The sequence below is a fragment of the Psychrobacillus vulpis genome (assembly GCF_006861825.1).
Taxonomy (GTDB): domain Bacteria; phylum Bacillota; class Bacilli; order Bacillales_A; family Planococcaceae; genus Psychrobacillus; species Psychrobacillus vulpis.
The window spans coordinates 1-16,993 of the sequence record NZ_VDGI01000032.1 but is presented as its reverse complement, the minus strand read 5'-3'; the positions used below and the strand labels follow the sequence as shown (position 1 = coordinate 16,993).

The following is a 16,993-nucleotide window of genomic DNA, read 5'->3' as shown; positions in this document are numbered from 1 at the left end:
GCGAAGAGGTCACACCCGTTCCCATACCGAACACGGAAGTTAAGCTCTTCAGCGTCGATGGTAGTTGGGGGTTTCCCCCTGTGAGAGTAGAACGTCGCTAGGCACTAAGAAGTCGTTACCGAGTCATCGGTAGCGGCTTTTTTCGTTTATTCACCAATAAATAAAGTGCCGAAGGCAAATTGTAGAATGAGTAGCGAGAAAGTAGAGGAACAAAGAGTTCGAGGAAGCAAAGAAGAGAGACTCGGAGCGTATGACATACGCGAGAATCGATCGACTGCGGCTGACGAAGAAATCTGCCGTTCATCTGCTTTCGCAGCCCGAACACGGAAGTTAAGCTCGCGCGTCGATGGTAGTTGGGGGTTTCCCCCTGTGAGAGTAGAACGTCGCTAGGCACTAAGAAGTCGTTACCGAGCAATCGGTAGCGGCTTTTTTCGTTTATTCACCAATAAATAAGTTGCCAAAGGCAAATTGTAGAATGAGTAGCGAGAAAGTAAAGGAACAAAGAGTTCGAGGAAGCAAAGTAGAGAGACTCGGAGCGTATGACATGCGCGAGAATCGAACGACAGCGGCTGATGAAGAAATCTACCATTCATCTGCTTTCGCAGCCCAACACGGAAGTTAGGCTTGTTCAACCATTTATTATGTATAGAAGCTAGTAAACATAGAAAATAGTTCCTTGCTCATGTTATAGCTAATATTTTATTTTTATTTTGAATTATTTTTCTAAATGCTAAAAGTAAAGTATATAAATCTAATTTCTTGTGATTATTAAGAGAAGGAATATGGTAGAGTTAATCTAAAAAAGGGGTTGTAAAGAATGACAACAGTTTATGATTTTTCCGTAAAAGATACAAAGGGCGAAAATTTTTCCTTAGATGAATATAAAGGTAAAGTATTGCTCATTGTAAATACTGCAAGCCATTGTGGTTTCACCCCACAGTTTACAGAACTTCAGAAATTGTATGATACCTATAAAGAAGAAGGATTGATAATACTTGGATTTCCTTGCAATCAATTTAATAATCAAGAATTTGAAGATATTGAAAGCACCATTGAATTTTGCCAATTAAATCATGGTGTAAGATTTCCAATGTTTGCAAAAATAGATGTAAAAGGTAGCGAAGCACATCCATTATTTCAGTATTTAGTTTCAGAGAAAAAAGGATTTTTATCTGATGCGATAAAATGGAATTTCACGAAATTTCTGATAGATAAAGAAGGAAGAGTAATAAATCGCTATGCACCTCAGACTTCTCCTTTAAAAATAGAGGAAGATATAAAAAAACTATTAAGATAGAAAAATCGGAATAATTGTTTAATTTTTTGAATCTTGACAGTGTGCCAAGGCGCTGATAACCTTACAATAATATTCACTTATCTAAGGAGGAAATTAGAACTATGTGGGAGTCTAAATTTCAAAAAGAAGGTTTAACATTTGATGACGTTTTACTTATTCCAGCTCAGTCTGAAGTATTGCCTAAGGATGTAAATTTATCAGTTCAATTAACACCAAAGATCAAATTAAATATTCCAATGATTAGTGCTGGTATGGACACAGTTACGGAAGCGAAGATGGCAATTGCTATGGCTCGTCAAGGTGGCCTAGGAATTATTCATAAAAATATGAGTATAGAAGAACAAGCAGAGCAAGTAGAGACGGTTAAACGTTCAGAAAATGGTGTTATTACAGACCCTTTCTTCTTAACACCTAGTCATCAAGTATTTGATGCAGAACATTTAATGGGGAAATATAGAATCTCGGGTGTTCCAATTGTTAATAATGAAGAAGAGCAAACATTAGTAGGAATTATCACGAATCGTGACTTGCGTTTTATTCAAGATTACTCCTTAACAATTAATGAAGTGATGACAAAAGAAAAATTAGTTACAGCTCCTGTTGGGACAACATTGGAAGATGCAGAGAAAATTTTGCAACAATACAAAATCGAAAAATTACCTATTGTAGATGACAATGGAATGCTCAAAGGATTAATTACAATAAAAGATATTGAAAAGGTTATTGAATTCCCTAATGCAGCGAAAGATCATCATGGTCGCTTATTAGTAGGAGCTGCAGTTGGTGTTACAAAAGATACAATGTTTAGAATTGAAAAGCTTGTAAAGGCACAAGTAGACGTTATCGTAATTGATACAGCTCATGGTCACTCTCAAGGTGTTATGGAAACGGTTAGAAGCATTCGAGAAGCTTACCCTGAATTAGAGATTATTGCTGGAAACGTAGCAACTGGTGAAGCAACTCGTGCTCTTTTTGAAGCAGGAGCGGATGTAGTAAAAGTTGGTATTGGACCAGGGTCTATTTGTACAACTCGTGTAGTTGCAGGTGTAGGTGTTCCTCAAATTACTGCTGTTTATGATTGTGCTACAGAAGCGCGTAAATTTGGTAAAACAATTATTGCAGATGGTGGAATTAAGTACTCTGGAGACATCGTAAAAGCTCTTGCTGCAGGTGGACATGTTGTTATGCTAGGAAGCTTACTTGCAGGTACTACAGAAAGTCCTGGAGAAACAGAAATTTTCCAAGGTAGACGTTTTAAAGTATACCGTGGAATGGGCTCAATCGGAGCAATGGAAAAAGGTTCTAAAGACCGTTATTTCCAAGAAGATGCGAAAAAGTTAGTACCAGAAGGAATTGAAGGACGTCTTCCTTATAAAGGACCTTTAGCTGACACGATTCACCAATTGCTTGGCGGTGTTAGAGCTGGAATGGGATATTGTGGAACTAAAGATTTACATGACTTAAGAGAAAATGCACAGTTTATTCGTATGACTGGAGCAGGATTACGTGAAAGTCATCCACATGATGTTCAAATTACAAAAGAAGCACCGAACTATTCTATCTCTTAAGTAGTATAAAAAGAAACTTTTGCACCCATTTAACGTCTCTATCTAGGCAGAATGGGTGCTTTTTTTGGGAATGTGCTATAAAGTCGTAAAATGTGTTAAAATTACATTGTAAAAACTTTAAGTGGAGGTACAGTAGTGAAGAAGGTTTGGATGACATCGATGATTAAATGGCTAGTACTTCCGATGTTTCTTGTCTCAGTTGTATGCGGAATGCCGACTGCAACAAAAGCAGAGGATAATTTGAATTTATATGTAGATGCTGCAATATTGATTGATGCAGATACAGGTAAAATTCTATATGAAAAAAATGCCGATTCAGCATTAGGAATTGCAAGTATGACTAAAATGATGACGGAGTATTTGCTTTTTGAAGCAATCGAAGAAGGTAAAATCTCTTGGGATCAACAATATTCAGTTACTGATTATACATACAAAATATCCCAAGACCGTAGATTAAGTAATGTTCCTCTTCGCCAAGATGGTAGCTATTCGATTCGTGAACTTTATGAAGCAATGGCTATTTATTCTGCAAATGCTGCAACAATCGCAATAGCAGAAACTATCGCAGGCACAGAAGAAAATTTTGTGAAATTAATGAATGAGAAAGCAAAAGAAATGGGCTTAGAAGGATATAAATTTGTCAATTCTACAGGATTGAACAATGCAGACTTACAAGGAATGCATCCAGCAAATACTGGTCCTTCCGATGAAAATGTAATGCCTGCTAAATCAGTAGCAAGACTTGCTTATTTGTTAATGAAAGATTACCCAGAAGTATTAGAAACAACAAAAATAGAGAAAAAAATATTCCGTGAAGGAACTTCAGATGCTATTTCAATGTCTAACTGGAACTTTATGTTACCGGGATTAGTTTACGGATACGAAGGTGTAGATGGACTAAAAACAGGTACAACAGAATTTGCAGGACATTGCTTTACAGGAACTGCACAAAAGAATGGAATGCGCCTTATTTCTGTTGTAATGAAGGCAGTAGACGCAAATGGCGTGGGGTCTTACAAAGCACGATTTGACGCAACTAGAGCATTATTTGACTATGGATTTGCACAATTCTCTAAAGAGGAATTAGTTCCAGCAGGATTTGCCATTCCTAAAAATAAAACGTTACCAGTTGTAAAAGGAAAAGAAGATTCAGTTGCTATTGCTGTAAAAGATCCAATTTCAATGGTTATTAAAACAAGCGAAAAAGAATTGTACAAGCCTGTGTTTACACCTACAAAAGAATCTTTAGAAGCAGAAGTGAAAGAAGGTACTGTAGTAGGTAAAATTCATCTAGAAAAAACTGAAGGAACAGATTATGGCTATATTACGGATAAAGCAACAGAAGTAGATGTAGTAACAACTGAAGAAGTTGAACGTGCTAGCTGGATTAGTTTAATGTTCCAAGGAATAGGAAAGTTTTTCAGTAATTTGTGGCATAGTACAACAGACTTTGTTGGCGGTTTGTTTTAATTTGAAAGATAGCAAAGATTGAAAAAAACTATTTATATGAAACACCGTGATCTTTTATAAAGAGTCACGGTGTTTTTGCTATTCCCCAAGCTTTTATTAAGGTAGTAATCGAAGTTTGAATATCATTAGCTTCTAATCCTCCAAAACCTAATACAATTTTCGGTTCTGTTAAAGAATCTAATCCCCCTGTTACATACTCTCGGAGCCCATAAACCCGAATTCCCGCTTGTTTTGCGAGTAGTACTAGCTCTTCTTCTGATTTTGAAGTTTGAATGGTTAATAAAAGATGCATACCCGCTTGTTCACCTGAAATTGTAACTATAGGATTAAACTTAGCAATAGTTTTCGTTACTATTTCTAATTTTCGCTTATAAATTTTACGCATTTTATTCAAATGCTTTGCAAAATAACCATCCTCCATAAATTTTGCAAGTAAATGCTGGTCCATTCTAGGAACAGTCGCAGCATAATACGAATATTTTTGTTTATATAACGTTATGAGCGATTTTGGTAATACCGCATATGCAATTCGGAGCGAAGGCATTAATGATTTTGAAAATGTGCTTAAATAAATGACACGTTGGTTTTGGTCAATTCCTTGTAAAGAAGGGATGGGTCTACCTGTGTATCTAAATTCACTATCATAGTCGTCTTCGATAATATATCTATTATCTTGTTGGTAAGCCCATGACAAAAGTTGACTTCGACGTGTTGCAGATAGAACAGCACCTGTTGGGAATTGATGAGAAGGTGTAACGTACATTACCGTTGCATTCGTTTCTTCTAGCTGTGAAACAAGGATCCCTTCTGCATCCACTGGTATAGGCACTGATTTTTGACTGTCGTCTAAAAATAAATGATGAGTAAGCGGATAGCCCGGATTTTCGATTCCATAAATAGCTTCTTGCCCAAGTAAACGGATAATTAACGGCATTAGTTGCTCTGTTCCCGATCCAAGTATGATTTGCTCTGCTGTACATTTAACTCCCCTGGATTGATATAAATAGGCGGAGATTTGCTGCCTCAAAATATAATCACCTTGTGGATGGCCAAGTTGTAGGAAATCTTTATTTACTTCACTTACAATTTCTTTTGCGTATTTTCGCCAAATAGCGAATGGGAACGATTCAGTGTCAATTTTCCCAGGAGAAAAATCGATCGAAATTACATCTGTGATCTTTTCTTCCTGCGTAAAGATAGGAGCTTCTTGTTCTATGAGAGCTAATTCTTCTAAGCTTTGTACATAATAACCTTTTCTTGCTTCAGAGGATATAAAACCTTCCGCTACTAGTTGGCTATACGCAAACTCTATAGTCGTTTGACTAACTGCTAAGTACTCAGCCAAATTTCTCTTTGATGGAAGTTTTTCACCCTCTTTAATAGCCCCATTTATTATTGCATCTTTAATTTCGCTATAAAGTTGTTCGTATATAGGGACTAGAGAGTTTTTTTCCAGTTGAAACATAAGAAAGTCCATTTTTATCACCTCTGACCACTTCGATTTTGTGTTTTCTGACGCTTTTCAAATGGTCATATTTTATTATACTAAATTTCATAATGATATGGAGGGGTAAAAACATGACAATTAATCAAACAGGTACAGATAGAGTTAAACGAGGAATGGCAGAAATGCAAAAAGGTGGCGTTATTATGGACGTTATCAATGCAGAGCAAGCAAGAATTGCAGAGGCTGCTGGAGCGGTAGCGGTTATGGCACTTGAACGAGTACCATCAGATATTCGTGCAGCGGGTGGAGTAGCTCGTATGGCAGATCCACGTATAATGGAAGAAGTAATGGGTGCAGTAACGATTCCAGTAATGGCAAAAGCTCGTATTGGACATATTACAGAAGCTCGTATTTTAGAAGCAATGGGTGTCGACTATATAGATGAATCAGAAGTATTAACACCTGCGGATGAAGAGTATCACTTACGCAAAAGTGAATTTACAGTTCCATTTGTTTGTGGATGTAAAGATTTAGGTGAAGCAGCTCGTCGTATAGGTGAGGGAGCTTCCATGCTACGTACAAAAGGGGAGCCTGGAACTGGTAATATCGTAGAAGCTGTTCGCCATTTACGTAAAGTAAATGCGCATGTTCGCAAAATTGTTCATATGAATGAAGATGAGCTTATGACAGAAGCGAAGCTCTTAGGAGCACCATACGATGTGTTATTGCAAATTAAACATAACGGTAAATTACCAGTTGTAAACTTTGCGGCAGGGGGCGTTGCAACTCCAGCAGATGCTGCTTTAATGATGGAACTTGGAGCAGATGGAGTATTTGTAGGATCTGGTATTTTTAAATCAGAAAATCCAGAGAAATTTGCTCGTGCAATCGTTGAAGCAACAACTCATTACCAAGACTATAAATTACTTGTAGAAATCTCGAAAGACTTGGGGATTCCAATGAAGGGAATCGAAATTTCTCGTTTATCTGCACAAGATCGTATGCAAGATAGAGGGTGGTAAAATGGTTAAAATAGGAGTTTTAGCACTTCAAGGAGCCGTTAGTGAGCATGTTCGTTCCATCGAAGCTTGTGGAACAGAAGCTGTTATTGTAAAAAGTACAAGTGATTTGGCTCTTGTAGATGGTTTAATCTTACCAGGTGGAGAAAGCACCGCAATGCGTAAGCTAATCGATCGGTATAAAATGCTTACTCCTCTTGTAGAGTTTGCTGCAGCAGGAAAGCCTATGTTCGGTACTTGCGCAGGTCTTATATTACTTGCTAGAAACTTAGTTGGATATGATTTCGCACATATTGGAGTACTAAAAGCCACAGTTGAACGAAACTCTTTCGGTCGACAAGTAGACAGTTTTGAAACATCACTTGATATAAAAGATATTGCAACCGATTTTCCAGCTGTTTTCATACGAGCTCCTCACATCGTTGAAGTGGAAAAAGAAGTAGAAATACTTGCTACCCACGAGGGAAGAATCGTAATGGTAAGACAAGGACATTTACTAGGATGTTCTTTTCATCCAGAGTTGACAGATGATCACCGAATTATTGCATATTTTACTAAAATGGTAAAGGAATCGCTTGCAAAACAGGTGAACGTATAGTAAAGTATGAGTAATTTCATGATTTAAAAACGATGATAGGAAGCAGTAACAAGCTCGTTTTTTATAGAGAGTCAGCGGTTGGTGCAAGCTGATAAAAACACTTGTGAATCCGTCCTTTGAGTTGCACGGCTGAATACTTAGTAAGTCGTGGCCGGTTGAAAAGCCGTTATGAAACAAGTGGATTTGACATATTGTCAAGTCAATCAGGGTGGCAACGCGGGTATGCTCTCGTCCCTTTTACATGGGACGGGGGCTTTTTTGTCGTTTTTTAGTTAAATTAAAGGAGGAATTACACATGTTAGACGTAAAATTTGTACGTGAAAATTATGAAGTTGTAAAAGCTAAGCTTGCTAAACGTGGAGAAGATATTTCTGAATTTGATCAATTTCTACCTCTGGATCAAAAACGAAGAGAATTAATTGCTAAAACAGAAGTATTAAAAGCAGAAAGAAATGAGTTCTCTCAAAAAATTTCTGAAATGAAACGAAATAAAGAAAATGCGGATGATCTTATTGCTCGTATGCGAGAAGTAGGCGATGAAATTAAAGCATTAGATGATGAGCTTCGTGAAGTAGAAGAAAAATTTGAACATATGATGATGCGCATTCCGAATATTCCACATGACAGTGTTCCTATTGGCGATTCTGAAGATGATAATGTGGAAATTCGTAAATGGGGAGAAATACCTTCATTTAATTTTGAAACAAAAGCACATTGGGATATTGCTACTGATTTAAAATTAGTAGATTTTGAACGTGCTGCAAAAGTTACAGGTAGTCGTTTTGCTTTTTACCTAGGGTTAGGTGCAAGACTGGAACGTGCTTTAATAAACTTTATGATGGACTTACATTCAGAAGAGCATGGCTATGAAGAAATGCTTCCTCCATACTTAGCTAACCGAACAAGTTTAACTGGAACAGGTCAGCTTCCTAAATTTGCAGAAGATGCATTTTTAGTAAATGAAGAGGATTACTTCTTAATTCCTACAGCAGAAGTTCCTGTGACGAATTTTTATCGTGATGAGATTTTAGATGGAGCAGAGTTGCCACAAGCATTTAACGCTTACAGTGCTTGTTTTCGTTCAGAAGCAGGGTCTGCAGGTCGTGATACGCGCGGACTTATCCGTCAGCACCAATTTAATAAAGTGGAGCTTGTTCGCTTTGTAAAACCGGAAGAATCTTATGAGCAGCTTGAGCTATTGACTGGTCATGCGGAAAAAGTGTTACAGCTACTTGGTCTACCATATCGTGTGCTTCGTATGTGTACGGCAGATTTAGGTTTTACGGCTGCCAAAAAATATGATTTAGAAGTTTGGTTACCAAGCTACGGAGAATATAAAGAAATTTCTTCTTGCAGTAACTTTGAGGATTTCCAAGCTCGACGTGCAGGTATACGTTTTAGAAGAGAAGCGGGAGCTAAACCGGAATATGTACACACATTAAACGGAAGTGGCCTTGCTATTGGGCGTACAGTTGCTGCTATTTTAGAAAATTATCAACAAGCAGATGGTACAGTAGTAATTCCAGAAGTTTTACGTCCATATATGGGTGGAAAGTCTGTTATAAAATAATGAAGAACCAGAAACGTTACTCACGTTTCTGGTTTTAACTTGTCGACAAATGAATTTTTATGAATCAAAATGTATTAAGAACATAATGATTATTGCGCTTTTCCTGTAACAATCGCTCCAGGCGGGCGCTTTCCGCGGGCTCGCGCCAAGCCTCCTCGGCTTTGCCTGCGGGGTCTTGCACTGTCTCGCTGTCCCGCAGGAGTCGCCACCTTCCGCTTATTTTTAACTTCAATAAACAGAAAAGTGGACAATAAAAGCCTTTTCACTTGATGAGATGGGATGGTCAATCCGTTATTTCAGATATTCCGAGAAACATTGATTGATCACAGCATCTTCAGATTTCCACTTTCAACTTTTGAAAAATGGGCAGGGACCGCCACGGAGACTCCTGTGGGAATAGCTTGAGCTGAAGACCCCGCAGGAGCACATGTTTTTAAAGTGACGAGCCCCACTGATTCTCTTATACATCTCTATTCATTGCAAAACGAATTTGTCTACAGTCTGAAACCAGAAACGTTACTGACGTTTCTGGTTCTTTTTTTGTGCTCGTAAATCTCGAAAAAATTGAGTAAGTAAGTTTCCGCACTGTTCAGCCAAAACTCCTTCTGTTACTTCACACATATGATTAAATCTATTGTCGTTTAAGAGCTTATATAAAGAATCTACACATCCAGCTTTTGAATCCCTTGCACCGTATACAACTCGTGGTATGCGAGACTGCAATATTGCCCCTGCGCACATTGGACAGGGCTCTAGTGTGACGTATAATGTCGTTTCTTCTAGACGCCAACTACCAATATTACGACATGCTTCTTGAATTGCAAGAAGCTCTGCATGGGTAGTAGCATTTTGAGTAGTTTCTCTTAAGTTGTATGCTTTCGCAATGACCTCACCTTTATAAACAACAATTGCACCAATTGGTACTTCTCCAATAGAGGCCGCTTTTTTTGCTTCTTCTATAGCTAAGTTCATATAGTGTTCATCCAATCTTAGTCAACCCCTTTAGCCTAGTGTAGCATGTTTTATTTCTCACATGCATATTCTATTTTGAAGGAGTGATCGATTGATTTATGTAGTGAAAATGGGAGATAGTTTATACTCCATAGCTAAGCGTTTTGGTACAAATGCTGCAACGTTAGCCTCTATCAATGAAATACCGGATCCGGATGTATTAGTCATAGGTCAGGCACTAGTTTTACCTTCTACCCCAAGTCCAGATAGACCATTTATTGAGTCCAATTTATATGTAGAATGGTATACGGACATCCCATCTCAGCGAGTCATTGATCAAGTAGAAAAAGCTTCCCCAAACTTAACGTATATGATGCCGTTCGCTTATGAAGTACTACGTGATGGATCATTAACAAAGATGAACTGGGGCAGATTACCTGAGGTCGGAAAGAAACATCAAGTTGAGACAGCTATCGTGTTAACTAATATTGAAAACGGAGCATTTAGTGATACACTTGCACATACTATTTTTACAGATAAAGAAGTTAAACAAAAAGTTTTCGAACAGTCAGTAGCACAAGCAAAAGAAAAAGGGACAACACATATTCATACCGATTTTGAGTATATAGCAAAAGAAGACAGAGAAAATTATGTGAATTTTTTAAAGGAATTAAAAGAATTTGCTAAGGGGTTTGTTATTTCATCTAGTCTTGCACCAAAAACAAGCGCTGATCAAAAAGGAAAATGGTATGAAGGATTCGATTATAAAGCAATTGGTGAAGTGGTGGACTTCGTTGTTATTATGACCTACGAGTGGGGTTATAGTGGTGGACCACCAATGGCAGTATCTCCTATTGGTCCAGTACGAAAAGTATTAGAATACGCTAAATCAGAGATAGATCCGAGTAAAATATTGATGGGACAAAATTTATATGGGTATGATTGGACCCTCCCCTATAAACCAGGAAATCCATTTGCTAAAGCATTAAGTCCACAGCAAGCTATTCAATTAGCTAAAGAACGAAATGCAGCAATCGAATACGATCAAATTGCTCAAGCTCCTTTCTTTCATTATTGGAGAGATGGAAAAGAGCACGAAGTTTGGTTTGAGGATGCACGGTCTATTCAAGCGAAATTTAAGCTTTTAAAAGAATTAAAGTTGCTAGGTATATCCTATTGGCACAGTGGTTTTGATTTTCCGCAAAACTGGTATTTGCTTCATGAAATGTTTCGTGTTAAGAAAAAGTAGAGCAAATTTGCCTTTCTTATTAGAAAGGTGGTTTTGCTCTGTCTTTCGTTTTCTCGCTATGTTAAAATAAAGGGTACGACTTGAAATAATAGAGCGAGGTAAAACTATGACTATTCCATTTATAACGGTAGAAGGTCCGATAGGGGTTGGTAAGACTTCCTTAGCAAAAGCAATTGCTAATTCCTATCAGTTTGAGTTGCTGAAAGAAATTGTGGATGAAAATCCTTTTTTAGATAAATTTTATGATGATATTGCAGAGTGGAGTTTCCAAACGGAAATGTTTTTTCTGTGCAATCGATATAAACAGTTACATGATATCCAGCAAAGTTATTTATCAAAAAATAAAGCGGTTGTAGCAGATTATCATATCTTCAAAAATCTAATTTTCGCAAAACGTTCTTTAAATCATCAAGAATCTGAAAAGTATGAAGCAATCTATGAGATTCTAACGAATGATATGCCTGTTCCAAATATGGTAATCTATTTAGATGCTAGTTTAGATGTTCTTATTAGCAGAATAGATATGCGAGGAAGAGATTTTGAAAAAAAAATAAGCCTAGATTACTTGGAGCAGCTAGCAGCAGATTATCGTTTGTTTATCGATGATTTTGAAAAAAAACATCCAGAAGTTCCTGTTCTTCGTTTTAATGGGGATGAAATCGATTTTGTTCAAAATGGACAAGACTTGCAAATAATTATAGATAAAATAGATGCAACATTACATAGAAGGAGTTTTTAAGCATGAATTTAAGAGAGAAGTATGGTATCCCTTCTAATGCAGTTATAACAATTGCGGGAACAGTAGGCGTAGGGAAATCTACGATGACAACGGCACTTGCGGATGCTCTTCATTTTAAAACATCTTTTGAAAAAGTAGATTCCAATCCATATTTAGATCGTTTTTACGAAGATTTTTCAAAGTGGAGCTTTCACTTACAAATTTACTTTTTAGCAGAGCGTTTTAAAGAGCAAAAAAGAATGTTTGAGTATGGTGGAGGATTTATACAGGATCGTTCCATTTATGAGGATACTGGTATATTTGCTCAAATGCATAAAGAAAAAGGTACGATGGATCCAGTGGATCACGAAACATATACTAGCTTATTTGAAGCGATGGTAATGACTCCATATTTTCCACATCCCAATTTGTTAATTTATTTGGAAGGGTCGTTGGACAATATTATTGATCGAATTCATGACCGTGGTCGCCCAATGGAGCAACAAACACCAACTTCCTATTGGGAAGAAATGCACGGTCGTTATGAAAAATGGATTAATTCATTTAATGCTTGTCCAGTGCTACGTTTGAATATAAACGACTATGATATTGTGAAGAATCCTGATAGTGTAGAAGCAATCGTTAAAAGAATTGGACACTTTTTAGAACAAACATCAGCATTACGTAACTAAACTAAAACCTCTTACATAAAAGTAGGAGGTTTTTTTGTACAAATAAAAAGAAGGTAACCATTATAGTTACCTTCATAATATTCTGACGATAATATGCCAAGAAAAATTCGTTACCATTGCAACGAATTCAATCTCTCATTTATGCGTGTGTGTATTTAAAATGGAGGAGGAAGAGGGATTCGAACCCCCGCGCGGTTTGACCCGCCTGTCGGTTTTCAAGACCGATCCCTTCAGCCAGACTTGGGTATTCCTCCGAAGTACAAGAACTAATTTATCATGGATGAAAATTAAAGTCAACACATTCGTTAATTTTTTTTTGAAAAGTTTTAATGATTATTTTTTTGTTTTGTAAACCTAATAAATATAGGGGTTGAAGCCATATAGACTATGAGTTCATCAGGCTATAAGATGAAATGGTAAAAACTTATATTCTCGTATTCGTTGATTTTTATAAGAAAAATGCGTATACTAGTTTATGCCGTGCTAGGTGGGAAGGTAGCGGTGTCTTGTAACTCGCAATCCGCTCTAGCGAGACTGAACTCCTTCTCTGAGGTTGAATACATGTAGGGTCTGGTATTTGCACGTGATGTTGACGTTTGGGTCCTGCGCAATGGGTGCCCATGAACCATGTCAGGTCCGGAAGGAAGCAGCATTAAGTGGTGTTTTCCCATGTGCCGCGGGGTAGCCTAAGCCGAGTTAACGACAAGGGTGCCGCTTATGTGTTTCAAGCGAAGGAAGGTGCACGGCATAAAATGAAATTTTCAACTCATTTGTCTAACTGGCAAATGAGTTTTTCTTTTATTAGCTCTAAAAACGTATTGTATTAATAGGCGAAGTTACAGTCTCTTTATGTTATAATATAGTCACTATTAAACTTAAAATGGAAGGGAGGGGAATTTGTTGTCGTACCAAGCTTTTTACCGCGCTTATCGGCCACAGTCATTTGCAGAAATGTCTGGTCAATTACATATCAAGCAAACACTTCAAAATGCCCTCCTATATAACAAGACGACACATGCTTACTTATTTTCTGGTCCTCGTGGAACAGGAAAAACAAGTGCGGCAAAAATATTTGCCAAAGCATTGAATTGTGAAAATGGTCCAGCAAAAGAACCATGTAATACATGTAATACTTGTAGAAGTATTACGGACGGGTCAAATACGGATGTAATAGAATTTGACGCAGCTTCCAACTCTCGTGTAGAAGAAATGCGTGACATTATTGAAAAAGTTCGTTTTGCACCTTCAAATGCAAGGTACAAAGTGTATATCATTGATGAAGTACATATGCTTTCCACAAGTGCATTTAATGCATTATTAAAGACACTAGAGGAACCACCAGCGCATGTCGTATTTATATTAGCAACTACTGAACCACATAAAATACCACTAACCATCATATCTAGATGTCAGCGATTCGATTTTAAACGAATAACTTCTTCAGATATCGTTGCAAGAATGATAGAAGTATTAACGGATGCAAATATCGAATACGATGAAAATGTATTAAAGATTATTGCACAAGCAGCTGCAGGTGGTATGCGTGACGCTCTTAGTATGCTTGATCAAGTAGTGTCGTTCAGCGGTGAGAAAATGACGATAGAAGATGCTTTGCTAGTAACTGGATCGATAGGTCAAGATGTATTCTTTCAGCTAGCAGAATCGTTAATTGAAAAAGATGTTGCAAGGGCATTGAGCTGCGTGGAACAGCTAGTGGATGATGGGAAGGATCCAGTTCGATTAACGGAAGATTTTATCACGTTTTATCGAGATTTACTTGTATTGGTTGTAGCTCCTGAACAAACTGAGTTGTTAGAAATAGCTACTGGGGATGATACTTTCCGTGTGTTGGCTTCTAAATTTCCAGTGGATACGTTGTATAAAAGTATTTCAATATTGACGAATACACAACAAGAAATGAGATTTTCTAATCATTCGAAAGTTTATTTAGAGACAGCTATTATTCGATTGGCACAAGTTCCTCGAGAAACAGCAGTTTCTAGCGAGAGTAACTCAGAGCTTGAACTAAAAGTTAAATCACTTGAAAGTCAGTTACATCAACTCCAACAACAAATTAGCCAAGGGATAATCCCACAAGCAAATACTGGTACACAAGAGCAACCGAAAAGACAGCGACAAAGATCATCCAGTGGTGTAAAAGTTTCAAGTGGCCGTATTCAAGAGATATTAAAAACAGCGACAAAAACAGATATTCAATCCATTAAAGCTCAATGGCCTAATATATTGCAACAACTTCAAAAATCACATGCCGCACTTTTAAACGACGCAGAACCAGTTGCAGCATCATCGAGTGCATTTGTGTTAAAATTCAAATATGATATCCATTGTCAAATGGCAGTGGAGAATAAAACTTTTTCTACCTCTTTTCCGCAGCTTATTGCTAGCTTAACTGGAACAATGTATGAAGTAGTATATGTGCCAGAGGAAAACTGGTTGAAAATAAGAGTAGAATTCATACAACAAAATGGCTTGAAACAAAGTAGTACAGAAAAAGAAGAAGACGTACAGTCTAATCCAATTGAAGCAATGGGTCTTTTGCAAGATTTGGAAGAGGTTTCTGAAGATCCTTTAATTGTGGAAGCAGAAAAGCTATTTGGGAAAGAATTTGTAGAGGTACATGATAACTAAGGAGGAAAATAATTATGCGCGGAATGGGAAATATGCAAGGTATGATGAAACAAATGCAAAAAATGCAAAAGAAGATGGCTGAGGCACAAGAAGAACTAGGAAACCAACGTTTTGAATCAGTTGCTGGTGGTGGAATGGTGAAAGTTGTTGTTTCTGGGCATAAAGAAGTATTAGAAGTAGTGTTGGATCCAGCAGTAGTAGATCCGGAAGATGTAGAGATGCTTCAAGATCTAGTTGTAATTGCAACAAATGAAGCAATGAAAAAAGCAGAAGAAACAGCGAACTCCACGATGGGTCAATTCACGAAAGGATTGAACCTCCCTGGCATGTTCTAGGAGGAATAAACATGCACTATCCTGAACCAATATCCAAGCTAATAGACAGTTTCATGAAATTGCCAGGAATCGGGCCGAAAACAGCGGCTCGTCTGGCATTTTTTGTGTTAACAATGAAAGAAGATACTGTATTAGATTTTGCAAAATCTTTAGTAGATGCAAAAAGAAACTTAAGTTATTGTTCGGTTTGTGGACATATTACAGATATTGATCCATGTCATATTTGTCAAGATCAACAACGAGATCTTTCGATGATTTGTGTAGTACAAGATACGAAAGATGTAATCGCTATGGAAAAAATGAGAGACTATAATGGTTTATACCATGTTCTACATGGAGCAATTTCTCCAATGGACGGAATTGGACCAGAGGATATTAATGTTCCTTCTCTATTAAAAAGATTACAGGATACGCAAGTGGAAGAACTGATACTGGCAACTAACCCTACAATAGAAGGAGAAGCAACAGCGATGTATATTTCTCGCCTAGTGAAACCTTCTGGTATTAAAACAACGAGAATCGCACATGGTTTACCTGTAGGTGGAGATCTCGAGTATGCGGATGAAGTAACTTTATCTAAAGCATTAGAAGGCCGCCGAGAGTTATAAGGGGGATTTGTTGCAAGATGTTTTTTCAAAAAGGGAAATTAAAGAAAGAATTTGATCAACAATTTGTCGATCTTATGAAAGCGACAAAAGAAGAATGGCAGCAAGCACAACAAATAGAAGATTACTTAAATGACTATGATTTAGATGTAGTAGCAAAAAGAAAGATCGCAGAGAGTGTTCATTTCTATTTATATAAAGAAGCGAAAAATCGAAATGTAATTTTAAGATAAGAATGATAGTAGTACTAGCTACATATAGTTAGAGATAATGATTTTATAGAGGAGAGATGTCTCATGAAGTTAGTTATCATTGCATGTTCGCTAGTATTACTATTGTTATTGGTGTTTAGAAAATCATTTTCAAACGTGATGGAAGGACTATCATTCTTTCTATTTCGTATAGGATTTTCGATTTTATTATTATTTGGAGTGCATTTACTTTTAGGTTTATTTGGTTATACAATCCCTGTTAATTTGTTTACAGGTGCGATTGTAGCAGTGTTAGGAATACCTGGCGTAGCTTCTGTAGTAGCAATTTCTATATTCATATAAACTTTTTCAAAAAAAGTGTTGACGTATGATTATTAAGAGTGTAATATTGTAGAGGTCGCCAAGAGGTAAACGAAACGGCGTACAACATGAACATTGAAAACTGAACATGCAAAACGTTAAGACATATAGCTTGATAGACTAACCTCGGTTAGTCTGATAGCAAACAATTTTGACATCATTTAATGATGATGCCAGCAAAACAAAATGAGCTTTTTAAGTTCTCTATTATGGAGAGTTTGATCCTGGCTCAGGACGAACGCTGGCGGCGTGC

At 37.2% G+C, this 16,993-nt stretch carries 16 protein-coding genes, 1 tRNA gene, 1 rRNA gene, 1 other RNA gene and 1 other annotated feature; of the genes, 16 read left to right on the top strand and 3 right to left on the bottom strand.

Features of this window, described 5'->3' with window-relative positions; all coding sequences use genetic code 11:
- The 4 genes from rrf to FG384_RS18600 form a co-directional block, all read left to right on the top strand.
- Window positions 1-103 (top strand): 5S ribosomal RNA (gene rrf, locus FG384_RS18615); the annotation flags it as partial.
- 714 nt (window positions 104-817) lie between these two features.
- Window positions 818-1,297 (top strand): glutathione peroxidase, encoded by a 480-nt coding sequence (locus tag FG384_RS18610; protein ID WP_142644187.1) that lies wholly within the window; start codon window positions 818-820, stop codon window positions 1,295-1,297.
- A gap of 101 nt (window positions 1,298-1,398) precedes the next feature.
- Window positions 1,399-2,865, top strand: coding sequence for an IMP dehydrogenase (gene guaB / locus FG384_RS18605; RefSeq protein ID WP_142644186.1), 1,467 nt, complete (start codon window positions 1,399-1,401; stop codon window positions 2,863-2,865).
- 183 nt (window positions 2,866-3,048) lie between these two features.
- Window positions 3,049-4,335 carry a serine hydrolase gene (locus FG384_RS18600; protein ID WP_420849985.1) on the top strand — a complete coding sequence of 429 codons (1,287 nt, stop codon included), beginning with the start codon at window positions 3,049-3,051 and terminating at the stop codon, window positions 4,333-4,335.
- A gap of 64 nt (window positions 4,336-4,399) precedes the next feature.
- Here the strand turns inward: FG384_RS18600 and pdxR are convergent, their stop codons facing one another.
- On the bottom strand, window positions 4,400-5,812 hold the full coding sequence (gene pdxR / locus FG384_RS18595) for a MocR-like pyridoxine biosynthesis transcription factor PdxR (protein WP_142644184.1): 1,413 nt from the start codon (window positions 5,810-5,812) through the stop codon (window positions 4,400-4,402).
- Window positions 5,813-5,919: 107 nt separating this feature from the next.
- Here pdxR and pdxS point away from each other — a divergent pair, with 107 nt between their 5' ends.
- From pdxS to serS, 3 genes are all read left to right on the top strand, one after another.
- Window positions 5,920-6,804, top strand: a complete 885-nt coding sequence (pdxS, locus tag FG384_RS18590; RefSeq protein ID WP_205961830.1) for a pyridoxal 5'-phosphate synthase lyase subunit PdxS — start codon at window positions 5,920-5,922, stop codon at window positions 6,802-6,804.
- 1 nt (window position 6,805) lies between these two features.
- The gene (pdxT, locus tag FG384_RS18585) at window positions 6,806-7,399 is read left to right on the top strand and encodes a pyridoxal 5'-phosphate synthase glutaminase subunit PdxT (RefSeq protein ID WP_142644182.1); all 594 of its coding nucleotides are present in this window, start codon (window positions 6,806-6,808) and stop codon (window positions 7,397-7,399) included.
- A gap of 23 nt (window positions 7,400-7,422) precedes the next feature.
- Window positions 7,423-7,638, top strand: a binding site (T-box leader).
- 56 nt (window positions 7,639-7,694) lie between these two features.
- Window positions 7,695-8,969: a serine--tRNA ligase gene (gene serS / locus FG384_RS18580; protein WP_142644181.1), complete on the top strand. Its 1,275-nt coding sequence runs from the start codon at window positions 7,695-7,697 to the stop codon at window positions 8,967-8,969.
- 516 nt (window positions 8,970-9,485) lie between these two features.
- On the opposite strand, the gene tadA is transcribed toward serS, so the two are convergent.
- Complete coding sequence (tadA, locus tag FG384_RS18575; RefSeq protein WP_276612779.1) at window positions 9,486-9,956, bottom strand: tRNA adenosine(34) deaminase TadA; 471 nt, start codon at window positions 9,954-9,956, stop codon at window positions 9,486-9,488.
- Between the two features lie 76 nt (window positions 9,957-10,032).
- On the opposite strand from tadA, the gene FG384_RS18570 reads away from it, so the two are divergent.
- The 3 genes from FG384_RS18570 (at window position 10,033) to FG384_RS18560 (ending at window position 12,579) form a co-directional block, all read left to right on the top strand.
- A complete protein-coding gene (locus FG384_RS18570; RefSeq protein ID WP_240793488.1) occupies window positions 10,033-11,169 on the top strand; it encodes a glycosyl hydrolase family 18 protein in 1,137 nt (378 codons plus the stop codon).
- A 106-nt stretch (window positions 11,170-11,275) separates the two neighbouring features.
- Window positions 11,276-11,908: a deoxynucleoside kinase gene (locus FG384_RS18565; RefSeq protein ID WP_142644180.1), complete on the top strand. Its 633-nt coding sequence runs from the start codon at window positions 11,276-11,278 to the stop codon at window positions 11,906-11,908.
- Window positions 11,909-11,910: 2 nt separating this feature from the next.
- Window positions 11,911-12,579, top strand: coding sequence for a deoxynucleoside kinase (locus FG384_RS18560; protein WP_142644179.1), 669 nt, complete (start codon window positions 11,911-11,913; stop codon window positions 12,577-12,579).
- A gap of 161 nt (window positions 12,580-12,740) precedes the next feature.
- Here the strand turns inward: FG384_RS18560 and FG384_RS18555 are convergent.
- Window positions 12,741-12,833, bottom strand: a tRNA-Ser gene (locus FG384_RS18555).
- Between the two features lie 224 nt (window positions 12,834-13,057).
- Here FG384_RS18555 and ffs point away from each other — a divergent pair.
- The 6 genes from ffs to FG384_RS18525 all read left to right on the top strand — a co-directional run bounded on the left by ffs (window position 13,058) and on the right by FG384_RS18525 (window position 16,722).
- An RNA gene (ffs, locus tag FG384_RS18550) (signal recognition particle sRNA large type) lies at window positions 13,058-13,325 on the top strand.
- Window positions 13,326-13,479: 154 nt separating this feature from the next.
- On the top strand, window positions 13,480-15,228 hold the full coding sequence (gene dnaX / locus FG384_RS18545) for a DNA polymerase III subunit gamma/tau (protein ID WP_142644178.1): 1,749 nt from the start codon (window positions 13,480-13,482) through the stop codon (window positions 15,226-15,228).
- Window positions 15,229-15,242: 14 nt separating this feature from the next.
- The gene (locus tag FG384_RS18540; RefSeq protein ID WP_142644177.1) at window positions 15,243-15,563 is read left to right on the top strand and encodes a YbaB/EbfC family nucleoid-associated protein; all 321 of its coding nucleotides are present in this window, start codon (window positions 15,243-15,245) and stop codon (window positions 15,561-15,563) included.
- Between the two features lie 11 nt (window positions 15,564-15,574).
- Window positions 15,575-16,171, top strand: a complete 597-nt coding sequence (recR, locus tag FG384_RS18535) for a recombination mediator RecR (protein ID WP_142644176.1) — start codon at window positions 15,575-15,577, stop codon at window positions 16,169-16,171.
- A gap of 17 nt (window positions 16,172-16,188) precedes the next feature.
- Complete coding sequence (locus FG384_RS18530) at window positions 16,189-16,401, top strand: YaaL family protein (protein ID WP_142644175.1); 213 nt, start codon at window positions 16,189-16,191, stop codon at window positions 16,399-16,401.
- 63 nt (window positions 16,402-16,464) lie between these two features.
- A complete protein-coding gene (locus FG384_RS18525) occupies window positions 16,465-16,722 on the top strand; it encodes a pro-sigmaK processing inhibitor BofA family protein (protein WP_142644174.1) in 258 nt (85 codons plus the stop codon).
- The last annotated feature ends 271 nt before the right edge of the window (window positions 16,723-16,993 follow it).